At 57.3% G+C, this 20,336-nt stretch carries 24 protein-coding genes; 15 read left to right on the top strand and 9 right to left on the bottom strand.

Annotated elements, in window-relative coordinates; all coding sequences use genetic code 11:
- Window positions 1-30: 30 nt before the first annotated feature.
- Both acnA and Harman_RS17675 read right to left on the bottom strand, forming a co-directional pair.
- Window positions 31-2,814 (bottom strand): aconitate hydratase AcnA, encoded by a 2,784-nt coding sequence (acnA, locus tag Harman_RS17680; RefSeq protein WP_135806943.1) that lies wholly within the window; start codon window positions 2,812-2,814, stop codon window positions 31-33.
- A gap of 71 nt (window positions 2,815-2,885) precedes the next feature.
- The gene (locus tag Harman_RS17675) at window positions 2,886-3,083 is read right to left on the bottom strand and encodes a heavy-metal-associated domain-containing protein (RefSeq protein ID WP_049938510.1); all 198 of its coding nucleotides are present in this window, start codon (window positions 3,081-3,083) and stop codon (window positions 2,886-2,888) included.
- Between the two features lie 134 nt (window positions 3,084-3,217).
- On the opposite strand from Harman_RS17675, the gene Harman_RS17670 reads away from it, so the two are divergent.
- From Harman_RS17670 to Harman_RS17640, 7 genes are all read left to right on the top strand, one after another.
- The gene (locus Harman_RS17670) at window positions 3,218-3,808 is read left to right on the top strand and encodes an AsnC family transcriptional regulator (protein WP_049986206.1); all 591 of its coding nucleotides are present in this window, start codon (window positions 3,218-3,220) and stop codon (window positions 3,806-3,808) included.
- 94 nt (window positions 3,809-3,902) lie between these two features.
- Entirely contained in the window at window positions 3,903-6,509 is a 2,607-nt protein-coding gene (locus tag Harman_RS17665; RefSeq protein WP_004594598.1) for a heavy metal translocating P-type ATPase, read from the top strand.
- A gap of 17 nt (window positions 6,510-6,526) precedes the next feature.
- A complete protein-coding gene (locus Harman_RS17660) occupies window positions 6,527-6,751 on the top strand; it encodes a DUF7123 family protein (RefSeq protein WP_004594599.1) in 225 nt (74 codons plus the stop codon).
- The gene (locus Harman_RS17655; protein WP_004594600.1) at window positions 6,748-7,749 is read left to right on the top strand and encodes a DUF63 family protein; all 1,002 of its coding nucleotides are present in this window, start codon (window positions 6,748-6,750) and stop codon (window positions 7,747-7,749) included. Before Harman_RS17660 ends, Harman_RS17655 begins: the two co-directional genes overlap by 4 nt.
- Before the next feature lie 67 nt (window positions 7,750-7,816).
- The gene (locus tag Harman_RS17650) at window positions 7,817-8,953 is read left to right on the top strand and encodes an NAD(P)/FAD-dependent oxidoreductase (protein ID WP_235007251.1); all 1,137 of its coding nucleotides are present in this window, start codon (window positions 7,817-7,819) and stop codon (window positions 8,951-8,953) included.
- 393 nt (window positions 8,954-9,346) lie between these two features.
- Entirely contained in the window at window positions 9,347-9,811 is a 465-nt protein-coding gene (locus tag Harman_RS17645; RefSeq protein WP_225935281.1) for a DoxX family protein, read from the top strand.
- 6 nt (window positions 9,812-9,817) lie between these two features.
- Window positions 9,818-10,105 (top strand): hypothetical protein, encoded by a 288-nt coding sequence (locus Harman_RS17640; protein WP_004594603.1) that lies wholly within the window; start codon window positions 9,818-9,820, stop codon window positions 10,103-10,105.
- Between the two features lie 264 nt (window positions 10,106-10,369).
- On the opposite strand, the gene Harman_RS17635 is transcribed toward Harman_RS17640, so the two are convergent.
- The gene (locus tag Harman_RS17635) at window positions 10,370-11,368 is read right to left on the bottom strand and encodes a universal stress protein (protein ID WP_004594604.1); all 999 of its coding nucleotides are present in this window, start codon (window positions 11,366-11,368) and stop codon (window positions 10,370-10,372) included.
- Window positions 11,369-11,824: 456 nt separating this feature from the next.
- On the opposite strand from Harman_RS17635, the gene Harman_RS17630 reads away from it, so the two are divergent.
- From Harman_RS17630 to Harman_RS17595, 8 genes are all read left to right on the top strand, one after another.
- Window positions 11,825-12,319, top strand: a complete 495-nt coding sequence (locus Harman_RS17630; RefSeq protein WP_004594605.1) for a DUF411 domain-containing protein — start codon at window positions 11,825-11,827, stop codon at window positions 12,317-12,319.
- A gap of 52 nt (window positions 12,320-12,371) precedes the next feature.
- Complete coding sequence (locus tag Harman_RS17625; protein ID WP_135306274.1) at window positions 12,372-12,743, top strand: hypothetical protein; 372 nt, start codon at window positions 12,372-12,374, stop codon at window positions 12,741-12,743.
- 7 nt (window positions 12,744-12,750) lie between these two features.
- Window positions 12,751-13,632, top strand: a complete 882-nt coding sequence (locus Harman_RS17620) for a class I SAM-dependent methyltransferase (RefSeq protein WP_004594607.1) — start codon at window positions 12,751-12,753, stop codon at window positions 13,630-13,632.
- Window positions 13,633-13,981: 349 nt separating this feature from the next.
- Window positions 13,982-14,122 (top strand): YHS domain-containing protein, encoded by a 141-nt coding sequence (locus Harman_RS17615; RefSeq protein ID WP_137685073.1) that lies wholly within the window; start codon window positions 13,982-13,984, stop codon window positions 14,120-14,122.
- Window positions 14,123-14,205: 83 nt separating this feature from the next.
- On the top strand, window positions 14,206-14,808 hold the full coding sequence (locus tag Harman_RS17610) for an AsnC family transcriptional regulator (protein ID WP_137685072.1): 603 nt from the start codon (window positions 14,206-14,208) through the stop codon (window positions 14,806-14,808).
- A 216-nt stretch (window positions 14,809-15,024) separates the two neighbouring features.
- Window positions 15,025-15,648, top strand: coding sequence for an ABC transporter ATP-binding protein (locus Harman_RS17605; RefSeq protein ID WP_137685071.1), 624 nt, complete (start codon window positions 15,025-15,027; stop codon window positions 15,646-15,648).
- 109 nt (window positions 15,649-15,757) lie between these two features.
- Window positions 15,758-16,378, top strand: a complete 621-nt coding sequence (locus Harman_RS17600; protein ID WP_235007250.1) for an ABC transporter permease — start codon at window positions 15,758-15,760, stop codon at window positions 16,376-16,378.
- On the top strand, window positions 16,375-17,127 hold the full coding sequence (locus Harman_RS17595; protein ID WP_004594612.1) for an ABC transporter permease: 753 nt from the start codon (window positions 16,375-16,377) through the stop codon (window positions 17,125-17,127). The genes Harman_RS17600 and Harman_RS17595 overlap by 4 nt, the downstream gene beginning before the upstream one ends.
- A gap of 284 nt (window positions 17,128-17,411) precedes the next feature.
- Here Harman_RS17595 and Harman_RS17590 read toward each other — a convergent pair whose 3' ends face one another.
- The 6 genes from Harman_RS17590 to Harman_RS17565 form a co-directional block, all read right to left on the bottom strand.
- A complete protein-coding gene (locus tag Harman_RS17590) occupies window positions 17,412-18,158 on the bottom strand; it encodes a plastocyanin/azurin family copper-binding protein (RefSeq protein ID WP_004594613.1) in 747 nt (248 codons plus the stop codon).
- Window positions 18,159-18,177: 19 nt separating this feature from the next.
- On the bottom strand, window positions 18,178-18,486 hold the full coding sequence (locus Harman_RS17585) for a thioredoxin family protein (protein WP_004594614.1): 309 nt from the start codon (window positions 18,484-18,486) through the stop codon (window positions 18,178-18,180).
- A 123-nt stretch (window positions 18,487-18,609) separates the two neighbouring features.
- A complete protein-coding gene (locus Harman_RS17580; protein WP_004594615.1) occupies window positions 18,610-18,963 on the bottom strand; it encodes an SHOCT domain-containing protein in 354 nt (117 codons plus the stop codon).
- A gap of 3 nt (window positions 18,964-18,966) precedes the next feature.
- Complete coding sequence (locus Harman_RS17575; protein WP_004594616.1) at window positions 18,967-19,383, bottom strand: DUF302 domain-containing protein; 417 nt, start codon at window positions 19,381-19,383, stop codon at window positions 18,967-18,969.
- 95 nt (window positions 19,384-19,478) lie between these two features.
- Window positions 19,479-19,832, bottom strand: coding sequence for an SHOCT domain-containing protein (locus Harman_RS17570; RefSeq protein ID WP_004594617.1), 354 nt, complete (start codon window positions 19,830-19,832; stop codon window positions 19,479-19,481).
- A gap of 57 nt (window positions 19,833-19,889) precedes the next feature.
- Window positions 19,890-20,210, bottom strand: coding sequence for a hypothetical protein (locus Harman_RS17565; protein WP_004594618.1), 321 nt, complete (start codon window positions 20,208-20,210; stop codon window positions 19,890-19,892).
- Window positions 20,211-20,336 lie beyond the last annotated feature (126 nt).

Raw genomic sequence — 20,336 nt, 5'->3', positions numbered from 1 at the left:
GCTTCCAGAAATAGAGTCAGTTGAGAGAGATTATCGCATGAGGAGCCGTCTAAGGACGTAGTGGAGGATGCCGCCGTGTTCGATATAGGTCACGGCGGCCGGCGTGCCGACCTGTGCTGTGACCGGGAACTCGACAGTCGACCCGTCCGCGCGCTCGGCGATAACGGTCAGTTCGTCCATCACATCGAGCCCGTCATCGAGGCCGTGGATCGTGAAGATCTCAGACCCATCCAGACCGAGAGATTCCCACGAGTCGCCATCATCGAACTGCAGGGGGAGCACACCCATGCCGACGAGGTTGTCGCGGTAGATGCGCTCGTAACTCTCGGCGATGGTTGCGCGAACACCGAGTAGGTCCGTTCCTTTCGCCGCCCAGTCCCGGCTGGAGCCGGTACCGAACTCTTCGCCTGCCATCACGACGAGCGGGACTCCCTCCTCGCGGTAGCGCTGGCTGGCTTCGAACACGGTCGTCTGCTCGTCGGTTGGGTGGTGGATCGTATAGCCACCCTCGACATCGTCGAGCATCTCGTTCTCGATGCGGACATTGGCGAACGTTCCCCGCATCATCACCTCGTGGTTGCCCCGGCGCGCGCCGTAGGTGTTGAACTCGTGCGGCTCAACGCCGTTATCGAGCAACCACTGGCCGGCAGGGAGGTCAGATCCGAAGGGGCCAGCAGGGCTGATGTGGTCGGTCGTAACGGTATCGCCGAGTGTCAGCAGGCAGCGTGCATCCTCAATATCGGCGACGCCGGGTTTTTCGAGGGGGAAGTCCTGGAAGAACGGCGGCTCTCGGATGTATGTCGAGTCGTCGTCCCACTCGTAGACGTCACCTGTGGGCGCGTCGAGAGCAGCCCACCGCTCGTCACCCTCGAACACAGAGGCATACTTCTCCTCGAACATCTCAGGAGAGACGTTCTCGTGGATTGCTGCCTGCACGTCCGCTGCGTCGGGCCAGATGTCCGCCAGATACACCGATCCCCCCTCCTCGTCGGTGCCTAGCGGCTCGTTCTCGAGGTCGACGTCCATCCGCCCTGCGAGGCCGTAGGCGACGACGAGCGGCGGGCTCGCGAGGTAGTTCGCGCGGATCTTCGGGTGAATACGCGCCTCGAAGTTCCGATTTCCGGAGAGGACGCTCGTCGTCCAGAGGTCGTGGTCGTCGATCGCTTGCTCGATGGGATCGGGAAGTGGTCCGGCGTTCCCGATACAAGTGGTACAGCCGTAGCCGACGACCGCGTACCCGAGCTCTTCGAGATACGGAAGCAGGCCCGATTCCTCGAGGTACTGCGTGACGACGCGACTGCCGGGTGCGAGACTCGTCTTGACGTACGGCGGGACATCTAAACCTTTCTCGACGGCGTTCTGGGCAAGCAGACCAGCAGCGATCATCACCGACGGGTTCGAAGTGTTCGTACAGCTCGTGATGGCGCTGACGAGGACGTCTCCGTGTCCAATTTCCACTGTCTCACCGTCGAGGTCGACCTCAACGCGTTTGGTTAACGGGTGCAGTTCCGATTCGGGTTCGACCTGAACACCGCCGTCGGTCTCCGCACCAGCTGCATCACCTTCGCCGAGCCACCGCTGTAGGGCGTCTTCGTCGACATCATCGAGGTCGTCTTCGAACTCCCCGTGGAGAAGTCCCCGGAAGCTCTGTTTCACGTCCCCCATCGGAATCCGGTCCTGTGGCCGCTTGTGTCCGGCGAGACTCGGCTCAACAGTCGAAAGATCGAACTCGACCACCTCGGTGTATTCCGGTTCCTGTTCTCCGAATAGCCCTTGCGCTTCGAGGTACTCGCGAACAAGGTCGATGTGGGCGGGGTCACGCCCGGTGAGTTCGAGATACTCGAGCGTCTGCTCGTCGACCGGGAACATACTGATCGTCGAGCCCTGTTCGGGCGCCATATTGGCGATCGTGGCCCGGTCGGGGACTGTGAGATTCTCCACACCAGGACCGAAGAATTCGACGAACCGGTCGACGACGCCGACCTCGCGGAGCCGTTCGGTGATGTGGAGCACGAGATCCGTCGCCGTCGCGCCCTCGGGTAATTCGCCTTCGAGGCGGACGCCGACGACCTCGGGAAGTTTCATCGTGACCGGCTGACCGAGCATTGCCGCTTCCGCTTCAATGCCGCCGACGCCCCAGCCGACCACACCGATGCCACCGATCATTGGGGTGTGGCTGTCCGTGCCGACGAGTGTGTCCGGCAGGAGCCATTTCTCACCGTCTCGCTCGCGGGCGTGGATGACCCGGCCCAGATGCTCGAGATTCACCTGGTGGACGATGCCGGTCCCCGGCGGGACGACGTTGAAGTTCTCGAAGGCGTTCTGCGCCCACTTGATCGCGCGATACCGTTCGGCGTTGCGCTCGTACTCCAGTTCGACGTTCTTCTCGTAGGCGTCCTCGGAGTCGAAGTAGTCGACTTGGACGCTGTGGTCGATTACGAGATCAATAGGGATCTCTGGTTCGACCAGGGTCGGGTCCCGATCTTTGCGGTCGACTTCGGATCGAAGGGCCGCCAGGTCGACAACTGCGGGCACGCCAGTGAGATCCTGTAGGACGACTCGTGATGGAGAGAACGGAACCTCTGCGTCCGGTACGTCTGGCTTCCAGCCAGCAGCATTCTTGACATCCGCTGCAGTAACAGTTTCGCCGTCGGCGTTCCGGAGCACCGACTCAAGCAGAATACGGATGCTCACAGGGAGCGTGTCGAGGTCACAGAGCCCCTGCTCTTCGAGTGCTCGAAGATCGGCCATCTTGTACGTCGTCCCGTCGACGTCGAGCTCGCGGACGGCATCGAACGGAAGTGTATCAGTCATAGTATCTACACCTGGGATTGGCAGTCGTATCAATCCCTCTCCGAATCCGATTCGACGAGAATCGGGATTTGTTACGCAGAGGCATCGTATCCAGCGTCTTCGACCACAGTCACAAGCTCATCCCGTTCAGCGGACCCCTCGACCGTCGCGGATTCTGAGTCACGATCCGCAGTAGCAGACGTAACCCCCTCAACTTCTTCGAGTGCCTCTTCGACGGTCTGCTCGCAATGTTCACAGGTCATTCCTTCGACGGTGATTGTCTGAGTCATATCCATTCGTAGATAGGGGCGAGTATTCTATGTGGTTTTCTGCTTAGAATCCAATGTTGTCGCAGCCCTGGATCACCGATTTCGAAGGTGTGTTGTGGGCAACAATAATGTATCCTGCGAGACGAAGCGGTCGTATGCGCAATTTGGATGAAACCGACTTAGAAATCCTCTCGTTACTCGCTGATGACGCCCGCCGCCCGTTCAGCGATATTGGCGAGGAGGTCGACTTGTCGGGGCCAGCCGTGTCTGACCGGGTAAAGCGATTACAGGAAGCTGGCATCATTAACAACTTCACGATTGACGTCAACCGGGCTCATCTCCGAGCTGGTGTACCGGTATTTATTCAGGCCGAAATCGGCTCAGCGTCGTTGGAGGCCGCCCGCGAGCGGGCTCGAGAGTCAGATGGCGTTGAACACGTCTTCACGACCTCCGAAGGAGATCTTTGGTTCTATGCCCGTGTTGAAGCCCAGAACGTACGTCAGTGGGTAGATGGACTCTTTAACGAGATCGATGTAGCAGATTACACCGTCACGCTAATTGACGAGCTTGAATGGACGCCGTCCGTTGATGGCGTCGAATTTGCACTCACCTGTGCTGAATGTAACAATACCGTTGATAATCAAGGTGAAACGACGAGAATCGACGGAGAGATCTATCACTTCTGTTGTCCGTCCTGTCTCACACGGTTCGACGATCGGTATCAGCGACTCGAAGAGGGAGCGTAACGCTGTCTTTGGAATCCAAATTTTCCTGCAGTCGAAACCCCGCCTCTCGAAGCAGTAAATCGCCTAAACCTAGACCCCGTATAGTAGAACAAGCATGACAAGCCAAACAATCCATCTTGATATCACGGGAATGTCCTGCGCCAACTGTTCGGCGACGATCCAGGACACTCTCGAATCGCTCGACGGGGTATCGGAGGCGGATGCGAACTTCGCCACCGACGAGGGCTCCGTCACCTACGACCCTGAAGAGGTATCGCTCAAAGAAATCTACGACGCGATCGACGAGGCCGGGTACGGCGCAGTCTCTGAGACGGTAACGATTGCCATCTCCGATATGACCTGTGCCAACTGCGCCGAGACCAACCAAACCGCTCTTGAAAATATTCCGGGCGTCGTTAATGCGGAGGTCAATTACGCAACCGACGAAGCACAGGTCACCTACAATCCTGCGGAAGTATCTATTGGTGCGCTGTACGATGCTATCGAGGAGGCTGGCTACTCGCCCGTCCGCGAAGATGGTGCCGACGAAGAGTCGGGCCAGGACGCACGAGATGCCGCCCGTCAAGCCGAAACTCGGAAACAACTCAGGTTGACCCTCTTTGGGGCAGTGTTATCGGCACCGTTGCTCTTCTTCCTCATCGACAATTATCTGCTCGGTGGCGCGATCGTCCCTGAAGCCGTCTTCGGTGTGGAACTTGGCTGGGTTGAGTTCCTCCTCGCCACGCCGGTACAGGCGATCCTCGGCTGGCCGTTCTATAAGAACTCGTACAAGGCGATCGTGAAGAACGGCCGCGCCAATATGGACGTGCTGATTGCGATCGGTTCAACAACGGCCTATCTATACTCTGTGGCAGTCCTTGCTGAACTCATTGCAGGTGGACTTTATTTCGACACGGCAGCCCTCATCCTCGTGTTCATCACGTTGGGTAACTATCTCGAAGCTCGGTCGAAGGGCCAAGCGGGTGAGGCCCTCCGAAAGCTCCTCGAAATGGAAGCCGAAACGGCGACCATTGTCCGCGAGGACGGCAGTGAAGAAGAAGTTCCGCTTGAAGAGGTCACAACTGGTGACCGGATGAAAATCCGTCCAGGTGAGAAGATTCCCACAGACGGTGTCGTTGTCGACGGTCAGTCTGCCGTCGACGAGTCAATGGTCACTGGCGAATCTGTGCCTGTCGAGAAAGAGGAGGGCGATGAGGTCGTCGGCTCGACGATTAACGAGAACGGCGTCCTTGTCGTGGAGGCGACGAAGGTTGGAGAAGACACGGCCCTCCAACAGATCGTCCAGACAGTCAAGGAGGCCCAGTCGCGCCAGCCCGACATCCAGAATCTCGCCGACCGCATCTCCGCGTACTTCGTGCCTGCGGTCATCGCGAACGCCCTTCTCTGGGGTGTCGTCTGGTTCCTGTTCCCCGAGGCTCTCGCTGGCTTCGTCGACTGGCTCCCGCTGTGGGGTCAGGTTGCTGGCGGCCCGGCCCCGGTCGGTGGGACCGTTTCAGTCTTCGAGTTCGCGATAATTGTCTTCGCGTCCTCGATCCTCATCGCCTGTCCCTGTGCGCTGGGGCTGGCGACGCCCGCAGCGACGATGGTCGGGACGACGATTGGTGCCCAGAACGGCGTCCTGTTCAAGGGCGGTGACATCCTCGAACGAGCGAAAGACGTCGATACAGTCGTCTTCGACAAGACGGGCACACTCACCGAAGGGGAAATGGAACTCACCGACGTGGTCGTCTTTGATAGCGATGGAAATGTGGTGACTGACGGTGGCGAGCCGACCCCAGATGGTGGACAGCTCAGCACCCGTGAGCGCCTCTCAGAGGATGATGTGCTTCGACTGGCGGCGATAGCTGAAAGCGGCAGCGAACACCCGCTCGCCCGTGCAATCGTCGAAGGGGCCGAAGAACGCGGCCTGGACGTGACTGAGCCTGACGACTTCGAGAACGTTCCGGGCCACGGGATCAAAGCAGTCATTGGTGACAGCGAGGTGCTGGTCGGCAACCGCAAGCTGCTGCGGGACAACGGGATCGACCCCTCTCCCGCTGAGGAGACGATGGAACGCCTCGAGAACGAGGGGAAGACGGCGATGCTGGTCGCCTACGAGGGGGAGCTCGTGGGTGTGGTCGCCGACGCCGACACAGTGAAGGAAAGCTCCAAGCAGGCTGTCACAGCACTCCAGGAGCGGGGAGTTGACGTGATGATGATTACGGGCGACAACGAGCGAACTGCCCGTGCGGTCGCTAAACAGGTGGGTATCGACCCGAAGAACGTCCGCGCAGGAGTCCTTCCTGAGGACAAGTCCAACGCGGTCGACAGTATTCAAGACGAGGGCCGGCAGGCGATGATGGTCGGTGACGGCGTCAACGACGCTCCGGCACTCGCGGTCGCACACGTCGGGACAGCAATCGGCTCCGGCACCGACGTCGCCATCGAAGCTGCAGACGTCACGCTGATGCGAGACGACCCGCTCGACGTGGTAAAGGCGATCCGAATCTCAGACGCGACACTCCAGAAGATCAAACAGAACCTCGTGTGGGCGCTCGGTTACAACACGGCGATGATTCCGTTAGCGTCGCTCGGCCTCCTCCAGCCCGTGCTCGCTGCAGCAGCAATGGCGTTCTCGTCGGTGTCGGTGCTGACGAACAGTCTCCTGTTCCGGCGGTACACCCCCGATCACGACTACAAGCTCTTCGGATTTCTTCGCTAACCGTCACCTCTAGATCAATGTCGAATATTTCCCGGCACACGGTTCGAAGGTACCTCGTCGAGACAGCCAGTAGCGAACCGACATACCTCCGGGCTCGCGAGATTGCCAGCGACCTCGACGGATCTCCCAAGGCAGTCGCGCAGTACCTCAGCCAGCTCCAGGACGAACTCACAATCGTTTCACTCGAACAGTGGGGGCGCTCGAAAAGCACGACGTGGCGATTGGAGGTGAACGGGTCGTGAGTACTGTCACCCGCCGCGTCGAGACTGTCCTTCCGGAGACCGGCTCACGCGAGTGGTGGGCGCTGTACCTGCTGGCCCCGCTCGTCCTCCTCGGTGGGGGCATCCTCGTGTTTCCGACGTTGGTCTACGACCGGTTCATCTGGCAGTATCTCTGGGGACCAGTCGTCGCCGATGCGGCCGGTCAGCCAGTCACGCACGAGGGGGTTCGTGCTGTCCAGGGCTACAACGCGGTGAACACGGTAATCTACCTCGCGGCAGTCGTATACAGCCTCCCCGGACTACGTGCGTATCTCGACCAACTCGACGTCACGTTCGACGCACGACTGGCCTACGGGTTCGCTCCGATCATCATCGCAGGTGGGGCGATGCGCGCCCTCGAGGATCTCGGGCTGCTCGGGGACTACGCGGTGTGGTTCATCACGCCATCGATTTACATCGTCGTCACCGCTGTCACCATCCTCGCGCTCGGTGTCGGTGCACTCTTGCGTGACCAAAATATCGGATCTATCCCGCTAACAGTCGGGCTCGTCGGGTCGGTGTGGGCTGTCGGGGCCGTCTGGTGGGCTGTTTGGCACGGCCTCTCGACATCGACCCCACTCCGCCTATGGGTTCCTGTCGCGACGACGGGGATAGCGCTCGGCGTAACCGCACTCTACTACTGGGGCGCGAGTTTCGTCAATATCACACACCTTCGACACCCGCTAATTCTGCTGGCCGTTTTCGGCCAGTTGTGGGACGCTGCGCAGAATCTCATCGGTGTGACGTTCCTCGGCTACTCCCCAAAGCTGGTCGTGACGAATCTCGTGTACCAGGCGACTGGATTCTCCGGATCGACGTTCGTGCTGAAACTCGTCGTGACTGTCGGCATCGTGTGGTATCTCGCCGATGCGAAAGAGGAGATGAATCACACGTGGTGGTGGCTTATGACGTTCTTCATCGGAGCGATCGGACTCCCGATGGGCGTTCGTGGGTCACTTCGGATGCTGTTGGGAGCTTAACGATGGCCTCAAAGATTGGCAAAAACCGATGACTCGAACGTCCAAAATTGCGGTAATAGGTGGAGGGATGGCCGGGCTTGCAGCAGCTGCTGGATTCGACGACGCTGGATTCGTCGTCGAACTATATGAGCGGCAGTCCTACGATAGCAAAGGCGTTAATTGCGGAGAAGCGATGACAGCGGTATCGAAGATCCCACTCGAACCGACTGTAGAGAACGGCTTTCTCAACCCGCTGCCAGCGATGGAAGTGGAGGTGTATGACGGAATCGACGCCGATCGCCACCGCACTGGAGCCGGCACCTTTCCTGCTGCGGATACATATATAACGGACCGAAATGTCGTTGAGCAGTCCTGGGCAGAACAACTCTCAGAGAAGGGTGTTGACATCCACGAAAACCAGTCTATCACACGGACAGATTTCCACGAGTTCACCGATGAGTATGATCTCGTCGTTGATGCAACCGGTCAGCCATCACTCTCTAGTAAAGCGCTCGGAACAACCAACGAGTATTCAGGATATATGGTAGCGCTTAACAGTGATGTCGAAGGGGACTTCACCGAGTTGTACCCGAACAGCCGGATAATTCTGGAGAACTATACAGGGTACTCGTGGGCATTCCCGAAGACATCGCAACGAGCCAACGTTGGTATCGGCTGGACGGTCAGTGACCGGCCTAATGATTATATGAAGGCATTGAGGGAAGCCTGTGAGCGGAATGGGTGGCCAGTCCCGTCGCAGGAACGGACGAACGTCGCAATCATTCCCGAGGGACCAAGCCTTGATCCCGACAGAACCCATCTACCGGAGCATTCAGTCGTACGAGTGGGTGATGCTGCAGGTATAGCAAACCGACTCACCGGAAAGGGGATCTCACAGGCCATTGAATCGGGATTCTTGGCCGCAGAGCTGGCTAACAGAGGCCAATTACACAATTATCCTGATAGATTATATCAGAGGATGAAAACGGAGTACATTTTCGCCACAGTTGTGAGATACTTTCTTGAAACTCGTAATCCCAAGGTTCTGGGAGCAGCAATTCGTGCCGCTGCCGGGATCGATATTGAAGACGTTGACCGGTCTCCGAGTACAGTTCTACTGCGTCTCCTCCGCCACCCTGTTTTATTTGCCCGTATTTTCTCGAGACGACGAGTTTTAAACCGTGTCTATGGAGGAATGACTAACCAGTGGGAGTTAATTGATTGATATCCACTCGAGTTAAATTCTCAGAATCTGTTAGCTACTGAGAGGATCGGTAAGTACAAAGGATTAGATCAGTAGATGAATTCAGTCCCTCAAACAGAATTTTCCGAAATCCAGAAATCGGTGGGCTCAGATTCATCGGTGCTCCTGCTTACATGCCCCAGCACACAATCAGTGCGTTGAGGGTGACCGAATTCCTTCTTGAGGATCATCCAACTCACCTTTGACACCCGCGTTCCTGCAATGAGCCCCGACTCTTAGAGATCACGAACCACCACCAATCTTTTTACCACTTCTGATAAACCCAGTCGTGAGGTGAAGTATGCCATGTCAACACAATCCATTCGAACGAGATTTCTCGGAACTGAGACGTCGTTCTCGGTCTCAGGAGCCTGGTTGTCGTATTGGATCCTGCTGCTCCGGCTGACCGCCGGGTGGTGGATGCTCCACGCCGGCCTTGATAAGATCTGGGCGTGGCCCTTCGACGCCAGCTGGTTCGTCGGCGGAGCCGCTCAGGGCACGATTCTCGCCCCCTTCGTCACGCCGTTCAGCGACGGCATCCTGTTGGCGTTCGTCAACGTGGCGGTACCGCTTGGGCAAACCGCCATCGGTCTCGGGCTGATACTCGGTGTCCTCACGAGGACCGCCGCCTTCTTTGGTGCCTTCATGATGCTGTTCTTCTACTTCATCAACGGCTACGGTGGCGGCTGGGCCAACGGTATGGTCACGGGTGAACTCCTTGGGATCATGGTCTTCGGAACCATTGTGGCACTTGGAGCGGGCGGCGTCCTGGCAGTCGATAACCGCCTGCGTGAGATGGAACTGTTCGAGAACACGCGATTACGGAAACTCCTCGGGTGACTACCAATGAGTGACTTATCAACGGCAGACCAAATCGCCATGTACGTCGGCGGTGGCCTGGTTGTCTTGGGCGTCGTCGTGATCGGCCTGCTCGACATGCTACTGGGAGCCGGGCACCCAGTCGATAGCGAGGGAGCAATCGAACACGCTGCAGTGGTCCCCATCGACATTAGGGCGGGCATCATCCTGCTCGGCTTGGTGATTTGGGGACTCGTCGCCGTTTACAAGTTTGCCGCAGGGTCGGCACCGTCGGGATCGACTACGGGCCAAACCCCATCCGGCATGGACGACTAGTTCAACAACTCAGTCCGTGGAGCCATTTGCCAGTTAACTTTTCGCGTTGCTCGCACTAACGTCCATCTGATGCACCTAAACGTGAAGACAAACACGATTTTTAGGAGTAGCCCTGTCGTTTCTTGGTTTTCCTTCTGGTCAGTACGCGCGCTTTATTCAGCAGAACGAACTTAACACTCTTTGGTTTGGTAGAAGAAACGGGGATTAATACGCAATTAGAATTTCCGAATTTAAGACTGAAATTAGCATATTACAAATAATATTTCAATATAGCCTTGACTTCCGATTCTGGTTTGTCTTTCGAAGAAAGGTGTACGGGTGTTTTTTCAATTCAGCTGTCCTTCGGTTAATCGTTAGAACGGGGTAATCTGCTTCCTCGATCACTTGAGCTGCGACGCTTCCCTGTAATAGCCGACGAATGCCAGTCAATCCTCGTGTCCCCATTGTAACAAGGTCGATGTCAGTCACCTCAGTGTATTTGAGAATCTCCTGCTGAGGTTGACCAAAGCTCAACGTAGTTCGGACAGGAACGTCCAAGGTCGCTGCCTTCTCCGTAATGTCCTCCAAGAGCCGAGTTCCCCGCTGTTCCCAAGAGTCAGTGACCTCTTCCCACGTGAATCCAGGCCGACTCGAATAGGACTGTTCGGAAATGATAAAAAGTCCATGTAGGGTTGCATCATACCGTTTAGCAATTTGTAGCCCATGTTTGAAGGCCACAGATGCCTCGTCGTATCCATCCGTAGGCACGAGAATATCTGTGAACTGACTAGTAGATAACTCTCCTACCGGATCAGAGGGATCCATATCAGGTATCGTCAAGACAGGAAGAGAGATATTTTGAATGATGTGGCTGGAGACGTCTCTCCGGAGAATTCGTGCTAATCTAGTCTGTGTAGGTTTCTGGTGGACAAGCAAATCGATATCATTCTCCTCAGCGTATTCCCGAATAACACCTGGAGAGTGCCCACTATCCACTGCTGGTATCACATTGAGTCCGAGCGAGTGGGCCTGATCCACCACGGGTTCAATTACCGCTGCTGCGTCCCATTCCTCTTGTTTAGTGACTTGATCGGATTCCACCTCCGTGCGTTCCTCATCTTGAATATATAACACGTGGAGAGCCGCATCATACGTTTCTGCAAGTGATAGACCATATTGGACCACTGAGTCCCTTATATCAGCTCCGTAGAGTGGAATGAGGATCTGGTTGTACAGGTTGATGTCCGCACCTTCTCGAACTTCTAGATGGCTGGGGGAGTTCATACATATCTATACGTAACGACGATTTACCGTGCTTTCTGTTAAGAATCGAAACCGGGAGAACAGTCTCTGGGGTGGTGACTTGAGGCTTTTATCGCAAGTAACTCGCTATAGCACGTCTATTTCGAAAAGAGTGGAGACGTCGTTTGGAGTCGCATCAGTTCGACGAGAGCGTATTTCCCACAGTTTCGAGGAGTGAAGTGTCGGAGTCGGTGCGACGAGTCATGCTCTGGGTCATGTTGGGCGCAATTTAAGGCCGATATGCTCGTTGACGGAAAACCGTCACGGCAGCACCCTCGACCGATGAGGGTCGCCACATAGAGACGAATACGGGACTCTGACCTTTGGGGTTTCCTCCTCAGAACTGAAAGTCACCTTCCCCGTCGTGCTTGAATCCGTTCTCAATACACAGGAAAGGTCGACGTACAATTGAATACTTCCGAGCCAAGTGACGAGCATATGGAACGGGCCGTAACTCGTCGCGAACTACTACGGGTCGGTGCGACGACAGTCGCACTCGGAACCGCCGGTTGTTTGGGGTCATCGAGTGGGGATGAGTGGGATATCGAGGGAACGCTAGCGGTGACGAACGCCCAACAATACAGTTCACCAGGCTGTAGCTGTTGTGGAAAATATGCGTCGTACCTGCGGGAACAGCTCGACACGACGCTCGGGGAAACCGAAACCGAGGACGTGACGGATCTCAAGCGCCAACACGGTATTCCATCGGATCTACAGAGCTGTCACACACTCGTCCTCGACGAGTACGTCGTCGAAGGACATGTTCCTGCCGAGGTTATCGCGACGATGCTCGAGGAAGAGCCGGCGATTGACGGCATCGCGTTGCCCGGGATGCCGGCTGGATCGCCGGGGATGGGCGGGACGAAGTCCGACACATTCACCGTCTACAAACTCGGCGGCGGAAAGACAGGTGACGTGTACACCGAGATCTGAACAGAGAACATCTGGTCAAGATACTTTGGGACGGCAGTCGACAGCCTGAACGATGATTCGACGACTCCTCCATGGCCTCGGGTATGTGTTCGCGTACGTACTTTTCCTTGGCGCGAATACGCCGGACTCGGTCGTCACCCGTCTTCGTATCGCGTATCGTCTTGTCGGTGTCCGGATCGTCGAGACGCCACAGATCGATTCGGTCGAACGGACGATCTTCCTGTGTCCGTACCGAAATCTGGGCGCCACTTGGTTCGGGGAGAAGTGGATTTGTCATGACATCCTAGACCGCGTGGACGACGGCTACGTGACGTATCTCCGGCGGCACAAGGGAATCGACTACCAGCGTCCTCGCGGGTGTGCCGACCTCGCGTACTGCGACGAATCCGAGTACTGCTATTCGGAGGTTTCCGAACTCGAGTAGGTGGCCGATGGATCAGAGTACTCTCCGCCACCGAATCACCGACCAGTTTTCTTACCGCGGCGAGCGAGCCGATATCTGGCGGGCGTTCGACCTCCTGTTCGATACTGACGAGTTCCTCAATCTCGGCTACTCGGAGTGGTACCAGCCACATATAGCCGGTTCGAGTCAACGTCGCCTCGTCACGGAAGTCGGCTCAAGGGTCGCGTCGCATCTACCCACAACCGACGGAGTGCGCCTCCTCGATGTCGGCTGCGGTCGGGGGGGTCCAGCCCTCCACCTCGCCTATCAGTTCGGCTTCAACGTCACTGGTGTCGACCTCGTTCCGTACAACATCCAGATGGCAACCGAGAACGCACGGGGTAAGCACCTCGATTCCGAGTTCATCATCGGTGACGCGACACAACTCCCGTTTACCAGGGACTCGTTTACCGCGTGTACAGCCATCGACGCACTCGTATACCTCCCCGAGCGGAATCGCGTTTTCGCTACAGTCGCAGATACCCTCGAACCCGAGGGGGTTCTCGTAGTCTCCGATCTCGTGATGCAGTCAGACGTGACTGAAACGGAACGGAGATTGGTCGATTCATTTGCGGATGCGTGGGATATGCCGTCCTTGGGTACTGTTGAAGGATACAAAGCTGCTCTCGACGAGACGAGCTTTGAGCTCAAAGCGGTCGAAGATATCACGAAACACAGCGTCGGACGCTTCCGAAAGTGGACGACGCTGTACCTCCAGCTACTCACGAGCCCGCTCCGGGCTCTCATTGAACGACTGTTAGGAGCGTATGATCTCGATCCCCCAGCGATTACTGAGCAGGTACGGAAGGCTCACCACGCGCTGCCGTTCCTGCGACACGTTATCTTCGTTGCGGAACTAGAGACTACTTGACTGCTACTTGCACGGCGCAAGAAAGAATCGGATCGTCACGTCGACGCTTGAGCATCCACGAATTTGGATGGACCTGTGGGGTCTTCACTGCTCGTGATTGTCGTGTGGTGGATCGTGACCCATAGGTTTAGAATTGGTTCAGACTCCAGTATTTATATAGGACACAGATAGGAATCCGTTGGTATACTCGAACGATAGTTCGGGATTGTGAGGTACTAACCGTTGATTGTGGAGTCAGAAAAGCCAAACCGTGCAGCACGGCGCAAATCGCTATGTATCCCGACTTTGGATTGCTAAGAACAAATTGCTTGATTCAGGCCCTCGTACCATTGATGTGGGGTGAAACCGAATGGCAACTGATCCAGTCTGTGGAATGGACGTCGATGAAAGTGATCCGGCGGCCACAGCTGAGTACGACGGTCAGACGTACTACTTCTGTGCCGAGGGCTGCAAGGAGACATTCACCTCGACACCGGAGAATTACGTCTAACCGTCACACCCCTCACCTGCGTCGTAGCTCCCCCCACACCCCCCCCCATTCACCCGATCCCCTCACCCCCATTCCGCCTTTCGATGACCCAACCAGAACTTGACGACACGGATCGCGAAATCCTCCGTCTTTTAGCGGAGAACGCGAGACGACCATACAGCACTATTGCTGAGGCAGTAAATCTTTCAGCCCCGTCCGTTTCAGCACGCGTCCGTCAGCTGGAGCAAGAAGATGTCATTCGTCGATTCACCGTTGATCTCGACCTCACACAGTACGAAAACCGGGTACACGTCATGGTACGCCTCCAGCCTGAGCTCGGAAAGACGGATTCTCTTCGAGAATCGATCCTCGAGAGCCCATCCGTAGAACACGTATTCACAACTGTGGAGGGCGAAATCGTGGCTGTTGCGACGCCGCCGCGGACTATAGTCGGAAACTGGGCGCAGCAATATCTACCACTGACTGACGTGCGGCGATACGACGTCCAACTGCTGTCGAGCGCTGCTCACTCAACGTATGCCGAGGGGACTGAATCCGCACTCAAATGTGCAAATTGCGGAACCACTGTCGGTGAAGACGGACTAGCCACCCGTGTCGGTGGTTCACTCCAGCAGTTTTGCAGTGAGAACTGTGAAACAACGTATAGGGAACAGTATACAGAAAGTCAAGAGAAATCTGATGCTTAGAGTCTAGCATTAGCTGTATACTCAATCCCTGATTGCTCACGAGTTTGCTGCTAATAGTTTGGATTTGAAACAGTAATCGCAGTGAATTAGGAGCGTGTGTATACACCTATGGAAGCGTCCACAACCACCACAGGAGAAGCTACAAGCAACAAGGTACTCGTCCGTGCTAATGAGATTGAAAAAACGTACGGATCGAGTTTTCCATTTACGCGGTCAGTGACCGTCCTCACCGATGCCGATCTCGAAATTCGGAGGGGGGAAATCGTCGGAATCGTCGGCGCGAACGGGTCGGGCAAATCCACGCTCATGAACATCCTCGTCGGTGTCCTCGAACAGGATTCCGGAACAGTCGAACGGACGGGAACCGTTGGCTGGTGTCCACAGGAACCACTGCTTTACGACCGCTTGACGGTCGGAGAGACGTTCCGATTGTTCGGTTCCGGATACGGAATGACCGCCGAAGAAATCGACGAGGCCAAACACCACTTGGCGTCGAAACTCGATTTCGAGCAGTACCTTGACTACCGAATCGACCAACTCAGCGGTGGAAACCGGCAGAAAATCAATCTCAGTATCGCCCTGATGCACGACCCCGACGTCCTCATGCTGGACGAGCCTTACACCGGATTTGACTGGGAAACGTATCTAACGTTCTGGGATCTCGCTGAGGAACTCGCTGCCGACGGAACAGCTGTCACGATGATTTCACACCTGATCGAAGAGCAAAGTCGTCTCGACCGCATCTACGAGGTACGTGATGGACAGGTCTACGACGTGACTGACCAGGAAGGCGAGACTGATGCAACGGCCAGTGAACGGGGGGAAGAGACCGATGAATAGGGTTTGGACGGGGATCCGGCCGAACGTCTCCACCTTCCTCAGAACTCCCCTGAATGTTGTCCTAGCACTCCTCCTTCCGGTTGTCGTTATCGAAGGCTGGGGACAAGCGATGGCAGGACTGCCGACCATGCCGACGGTCGATGCGATTCCGATCGATCTGGGTCGCCTCCTCGGAGCGATATTCGGGGTCGCCATCATCGCCGGTCTGATGGGACTCGCACAGATGATTAGTGCGCGGGCAGCCGATCGACGACTCGTTCAGACAGGCTATCCACCCCGAACACTGCTTGCGACTCGATTAGCGACGCTCGGGGGTGTCACAGTCGTCGTGGCTGCCGTAAACTACGGCGTTCTCTGGCTGACGATTTCACCGGAAGCCCCTGTTCTAACGTTCGGATTCCTCGTACTTGCCGGCCTCGTCTATGCGTTTCTTGGTGCACTCGTTGGGGCGCTCCTTCCGCGACTGTTCGAAGGCTCGCTCGTCGTGGTGTTCCTGGCGATGATGGACGCGTTCCTCAGTGGCGACAGCCCGCTGACCGCCGACGTTCCCGAGTTCGTGGAGTACTTCCCGCTCTATCATCCGAAGGAACTCCTTCAGGAGGCGATGTTTCAAGGTACATATACGACGGGTGATCTCGGCTTCGTTGCCGGATACCTGCTAGTCTTGCTCGTACTCGTCACCGCAGTGTTCGGAATGACGATGCGCACCAGTGGTGGGTGGTCTGCATGAGTCGTACGACAACGGCGTTCACAATCGGCATCAAAGAACAGGCGCGAAACTACGTCCTCGTCGCTCTACTGGTCGTCTTACCGGTCTCGTTCATCACGTTGGCGTTCGCAGTCACCCAGGATGTCGAGATGCCGGTTCGGACGCTCGTCGACGGTGAGACGGTGACGGTCATGCGAGGGATGCCTGAGGTCCACGGCGTGATTATGACGCCGATTACGAGCGCCCTCATCGCGGGACTCGCTGGGTTGTTCCTGATGCGAGAAGCCAAAGACACGGATGGGCGTCTGGCAGTCGCCGGCTATCGTGCACGACAGGTAATCACTGCCCGGTTTGGGGTCCTCGCAGCAATCACTCTCATCGTCACCGGCGTCTCAGTCGGCGTGATGCTCGTCGATTTCCAGCCTGAGCATCTCTGGTGGTTCGTCGCAGCGATGCTCGTCGTCTCGGTCACGTATGGTCTCATCGGGATGCTCGTCGGGGCCGTCTTCGACCGCCTAGCCGGGATGTGGCTAATGCTGATTCTCCCGATGCTCGATATCGGACTCTTCCAGGATCCGCTGTTCATCCAGTCCGAGCCCGAATGGTGGATGAAACTACTCCCCGGCTATTGGCCCGTCCGTGTGATGGTCGATACCGGACTCACAACGGACGTAGATACGACTCTCTCATTGGTGTGGGCTACTGGATACCTCCTCCTCGTAGCTGTCCTCACAATCGGCGTCTACTACCGAATTACACAGGAGAAGTAAGATCAGGCCAGTAGACTACTTACTCCGGTAACTGTAGGGGAGAAGACCCAAACAGCACTATATCCAGCTTCGCTCAATTGGATAGTTTGACTCGGATTTCACTACGACCGTCTGATCGGGCAAACGGTTCGGTGGACTCTGGTTGCTGCTGTGTCCCTCGTTCTCTGGGCACCGATGAGTGCGGCTTACGTTCCGCGGAGAAGTGCCGCGGCGTAGGAACAGGTCTTCGAAGGACTCCTGAGCGAGGGACCTCAGGCGTGTAGAAATGGCGACGACACCGCGCCTTACCGAGATGGGTCTTCACTCCCAGTCTCCAACCGTTCACGACGCTTCTGGAACTCTTCTTCGTCGATCTCGCCTCGTGCGTAACGACGTTGGAGGGTTTCCATAGCGGAATCGTCACTCTCTGGAGGTGCATCGCCTCGACCCATTGCCCAGTAGAGGAAGCCGCCGACCAGCCCCAGCATCCCGAGTGCCCCGCCGACGAACGGCAGCCCACCGAACCATCCACCGTTCCGGCCGTGCATCATCCCTGGACCCATCATTCCGCCATCGGTACTCCCACTGCCGTCGACGTCCGAGCCGACGGCAACGGCGCCGTTCTGGACGATCGTTTCGCTGTCTGGGACCTCGCCGTCCGGGATCGGGCTGTCTTCAGCTGGACCGCCAGGGCTACCAACGACGATGCGACCGACCATGCCGACCGTCTTGTGAGGGATGCAGTAGTAGTCGTACGTTCCGGGCACCTCGAACGTGTGCTCGAAGCTCCCCTGCGAGATGGTCCCGCTGTCGAAGGCGGTGGCGTCGGCGGGAACGCGGTCCGGATAGGCCGTCGCCGAGTGAGCTCCGGCTGCTATCTCGAAGCGGACGGTCGTGCCAGGTTCGACGTGGAGCCCGATCGGGTCGAAGTAGTTGTTGCCCATCTTCACGACGGGCGTCTCCTGTGCGGCGACTGGTTGGGTGAATCCCGCACTCGCGACTGTGCCAGCACCGAGCGCTCCCAGGAACTGGCGTCTACTGTAGTCTGTCATTGTAGCTGGTTGGCTTCTGTTATCCACGGATGATGCTGGCGAGCCGGTTCGTGAGTCCGGGCGATTGCTGGCCGGCGCTCTCGATGGCAGCCTCCAATTCGTCCCGGTCGACGATGCCGATGAACTCGGCCGTCTGTTCCCCGTTTGCATACACGAGCGTCGTTGGCGTCTTTCGGACACCGTACTCCTCGGCCGTCTCCAGATCGGTCTGGATGTCGACCTCCCGGAACTCGACATCCGGATACGCATCTTCGATACCCTCGTTTTTCTCTCGCTGCGTTGCGCACGCTCCACAAGTCTCCTGTGTGAACAGGATAACTTCCGTCATAGTAGCTAGTATGGTCTTATGCTTTTAGCACACTTCTATTCACATCCGAAAGCTGTGAGGGTCACAGATTTCGGATTCCAAGGGGCCGGACGTGAGTAACGCCGGAGGTTGGTGGTCGGACCGTCACTCCGAGCGTTCGAGCTTGTTCCGACGCGCCTCGAACTCTTCCTCGGTGAGATCTCCGCGGGCGTATGCCATACGCAGCTCCTCCATTGCGGGATTCCGCGACGACTGCGATGCCGTCACGCGACGGAAGACGAGATATCCGCCACCGAGCAGGAGGAGGAGGAAGACCAGCTGGACGAGCATCCCGACGAGTGGCCACCAGCCGCTGGTCGTCCCGTATCCACCCATCATTCCACCGTATCCCATCATCCCGCCGAATCCCATCCCCATCGTGAGCAAGGGGAGGACGATGATCGCCCCGAGGATGAGGAGGACGATGGTTGTGGTGTCGAGTTGGTTTGATGATGTCATGGTTCAGATCTCGGTCGATGATTCGAGTTCGTCCGCGACGCTGGCGAGAACGCGTTCGAACCGGTCGTGGACCTCGTTCGCGATCGAGTCGAGTGCCTCGTTGTCGGCGATGCCGACGAGCTGTTGTGGGTCGACGGCACTCACCATGACCTCGCCGCCGTCGGTTTCGTAGACAATGACGTTACACGGGAGGAGTGCGCCGAGTTCGATCTCTTCGTTCAGGCCCTCGTGTGCCAGCCCCGGGTTGCACGCACCGAGGATGCAGTACTGTCGAAACTCCTCGCCGAGTTTCTCCTCGAGCGTCGCTTGGACGTCGATGTCACAGAGGACGCCGAATCCTTCGTCTTTGAGCGCCGCAATCGTCGTGTCGACGACGTCGTCGAACTCACCGGTGACTGAAGTCTGTATTGTGTATTCCATGAAGTATCATACCCCGTCTACGGGGTTAACGGTTGGGTGCCGCAACGGCGGCCGTTGGGAATATGATGTATCGGCTGGAACAGCAGCTGCTCCAGTCATCCGGTGCGTTCGAGCTGTTCTCGCCGCCGATCGAATTCGTCATCCGAGAGCTCTCCGCGGGCGTAGCGCTCACGGAGAACCGACAGCGACTGCTCTTCGTTCCCACCGGAGCCTCGATTGAGGAGCGCATAGACAATGTAGAGCGGAACGGCGATGAGGAGCCCCATCCAGAGGAACCCCCAGAGCCCCATCGCTCCACCGAAGAGGCCCCAGCCGCCCCCCATCATGCCGCCGCCGTAGCTCCCACTACCGTGGGCAACAGCCGGTCCAGTCGCCGCAACTAGCAGCGGGACGGCGAGGATCGCGAGTCGCCGAGCAGTGCGTCCGATGTGAGTGGTGAGTTGCGTCATTATCTTGCGTTGGTGAGTTGTGGTGTTCGATTGGAGCGATCGAAACGGCCAGAGCCGTCAGCAGTGGCCCTGCCCGTACATCCCGCCGTTGTAGCCGTCGTCAGCCCCGTCGTGGTATTCCCCGTCAGCCATGTCCTGGGCCATCTCGTCGACGGTCACACCCATGTGCGACTCCATCCACTCGACGCTACCCGGGCCCATGTGTTCGGTCATCTGTGCCTCCATCCAAGTGGCCCATTCATCTGCGGTGGCATTGTCCGTAGGCGCGTCGTCAGCGGTCGTTGCGTTGTCGTGTGCGCTGACTGCCGGTGCGGCGAACGCGAGTCCGACAATCGCGAGCGCCACGAGCAGCCACCGGCCGAGTTTGAAGTTGGTCATTGTCTCTCTCCTCGGTTACTCGTAGGCCTGCTCGGGAGTTATCGACATGGGTGTGAATCCATACAGGAGAACGTTCGAGAACGTCTATAACATCTTCTAACCGTTTTGCTCGAGGGAGACCGTTCA

It is taken from the genome of Haloarcula mannanilytica (assembly GCF_005406125.1).
Classification (GTDB): Archaea; Halobacteriota; Halobacteria; order Halobacteriales; family Haloarculaceae; genus Haloarcula; species Haloarcula mannanilytica.
This window is presented reverse-complemented; position numbering and strand designations above follow the sequence as displayed.

Coding starts and splice junctions, on each gene's coding strand:
- acnA (WP_135806943.1), bottom strand. CDS start 2,814: ATGACTGATACACTTCCGTTCGATGCCGTCCGCGAGCTCGACGTCGAC.
- Harman_RS17675 (WP_049938510.1), bottom strand. CDS start 3,083: ATGACTCAGACAATCACCGTCGAAGGAATGACCTGTGAACATTGCGAG.
- Harman_RS17670 (WP_049986206.1), top strand. CDS start 3,218: ATGCGCAATTTGGATGAAACCGACTTAGAAATCCTCTCGTTACTCGCT.
- Harman_RS17665 (WP_004594598.1), top strand. CDS start 3,903: ATGACAAGCCAAACAATCCATCTTGATATCACGGGAATGTCCTGCGCC.
- Harman_RS17660 (WP_004594599.1), top strand. CDS start 6,527: ATGTCGAATATTTCCCGGCACACGGTTCGAAGGTACCTCGTCGAGACA.
- Harman_RS17650 (WP_235007251.1), top strand. CDS start 7,817: ATGGCCGGGCTTGCAGCAGCTGCTGGATTCGACGACGCTGGATTCGTC.
- Harman_RS17640 (WP_004594603.1), top strand. CDS start 9,818: ATGAGTGACTTATCAACGGCAGACCAAATCGCCATGTACGTCGGCGGT.
- Harman_RS17635 (WP_004594604.1), bottom strand. CDS start 11,368: ATGAACTCCCCCAGCCATCTAGAAGTTCGAGAAGGTGCGGACATCAAC.
- Harman_RS17630 (WP_004594605.1), top strand. CDS start 11,825: ATGGAACGGGCCGTAACTCGTCGCGAACTACTACGGGTCGGTGCGACG.
- Harman_RS17625 (WP_135306274.1), top strand. CDS start 12,372: ATGATTCGACGACTCCTCCATGGCCTCGGGTATGTGTTCGCGTACGTA.
- Harman_RS17620 (WP_004594607.1), top strand. CDS start 12,751: ATGGATCAGAGTACTCTCCGCCACCGAATCACCGACCAGTTTTCTTAC.
- Harman_RS17615 (WP_137685073.1), top strand. CDS start 13,982: ATGGCAACTGATCCAGTCTGTGGAATGGACGTCGATGAAAGTGATCCG.
- Harman_RS17610 (WP_137685072.1), top strand. CDS start 14,206: ATGACCCAACCAGAACTTGACGACACGGATCGCGAAATCCTCCGTCTT.
- Harman_RS17600 (WP_235007250.1), top strand. CDS start 15,758: ATGGCAGGACTGCCGACCATGCCGACGGTCGATGCGATTCCGATCGAT.
- Harman_RS17595 (WP_004594612.1), top strand. CDS start 16,375: ATGAGTCGTACGACAACGGCGTTCACAATCGGCATCAAAGAACAGGCG.
- Harman_RS17590 (WP_004594613.1), bottom strand. CDS start 18,158: ATGACAGACTACAGTAGACGCCAGTTCCTGGGAGCGCTCGGTGCTGGC.
- Harman_RS17585 (WP_004594614.1), bottom strand. CDS start 18,486: ATGACGGAAGTTATCCTGTTCACACAGGAGACTTGTGGAGCGTGCGCA.
- Harman_RS17580 (WP_004594615.1), bottom strand. CDS start 18,963: ATGACATCATCAAACCAACTCGACACCACAACCATCGTCCTCCTCATC.
- Harman_RS17575 (WP_004594616.1), bottom strand. CDS start 19,383: ATGGAATACACAATACAGACTTCAGTCACCGGTGAGTTCGACGACGTC.
- Harman_RS17570 (WP_004594617.1), bottom strand. CDS start 19,832: ATGACGCAACTCACCACTCACATCGGACGCACTGCTCGGCGACTCGCG.
- Harman_RS17565 (WP_004594618.1), bottom strand. CDS start 20,210: ATGACCAACTTCAAACTCGGCCGGTGGCTGCTCGTGGCGCTCGCGATT.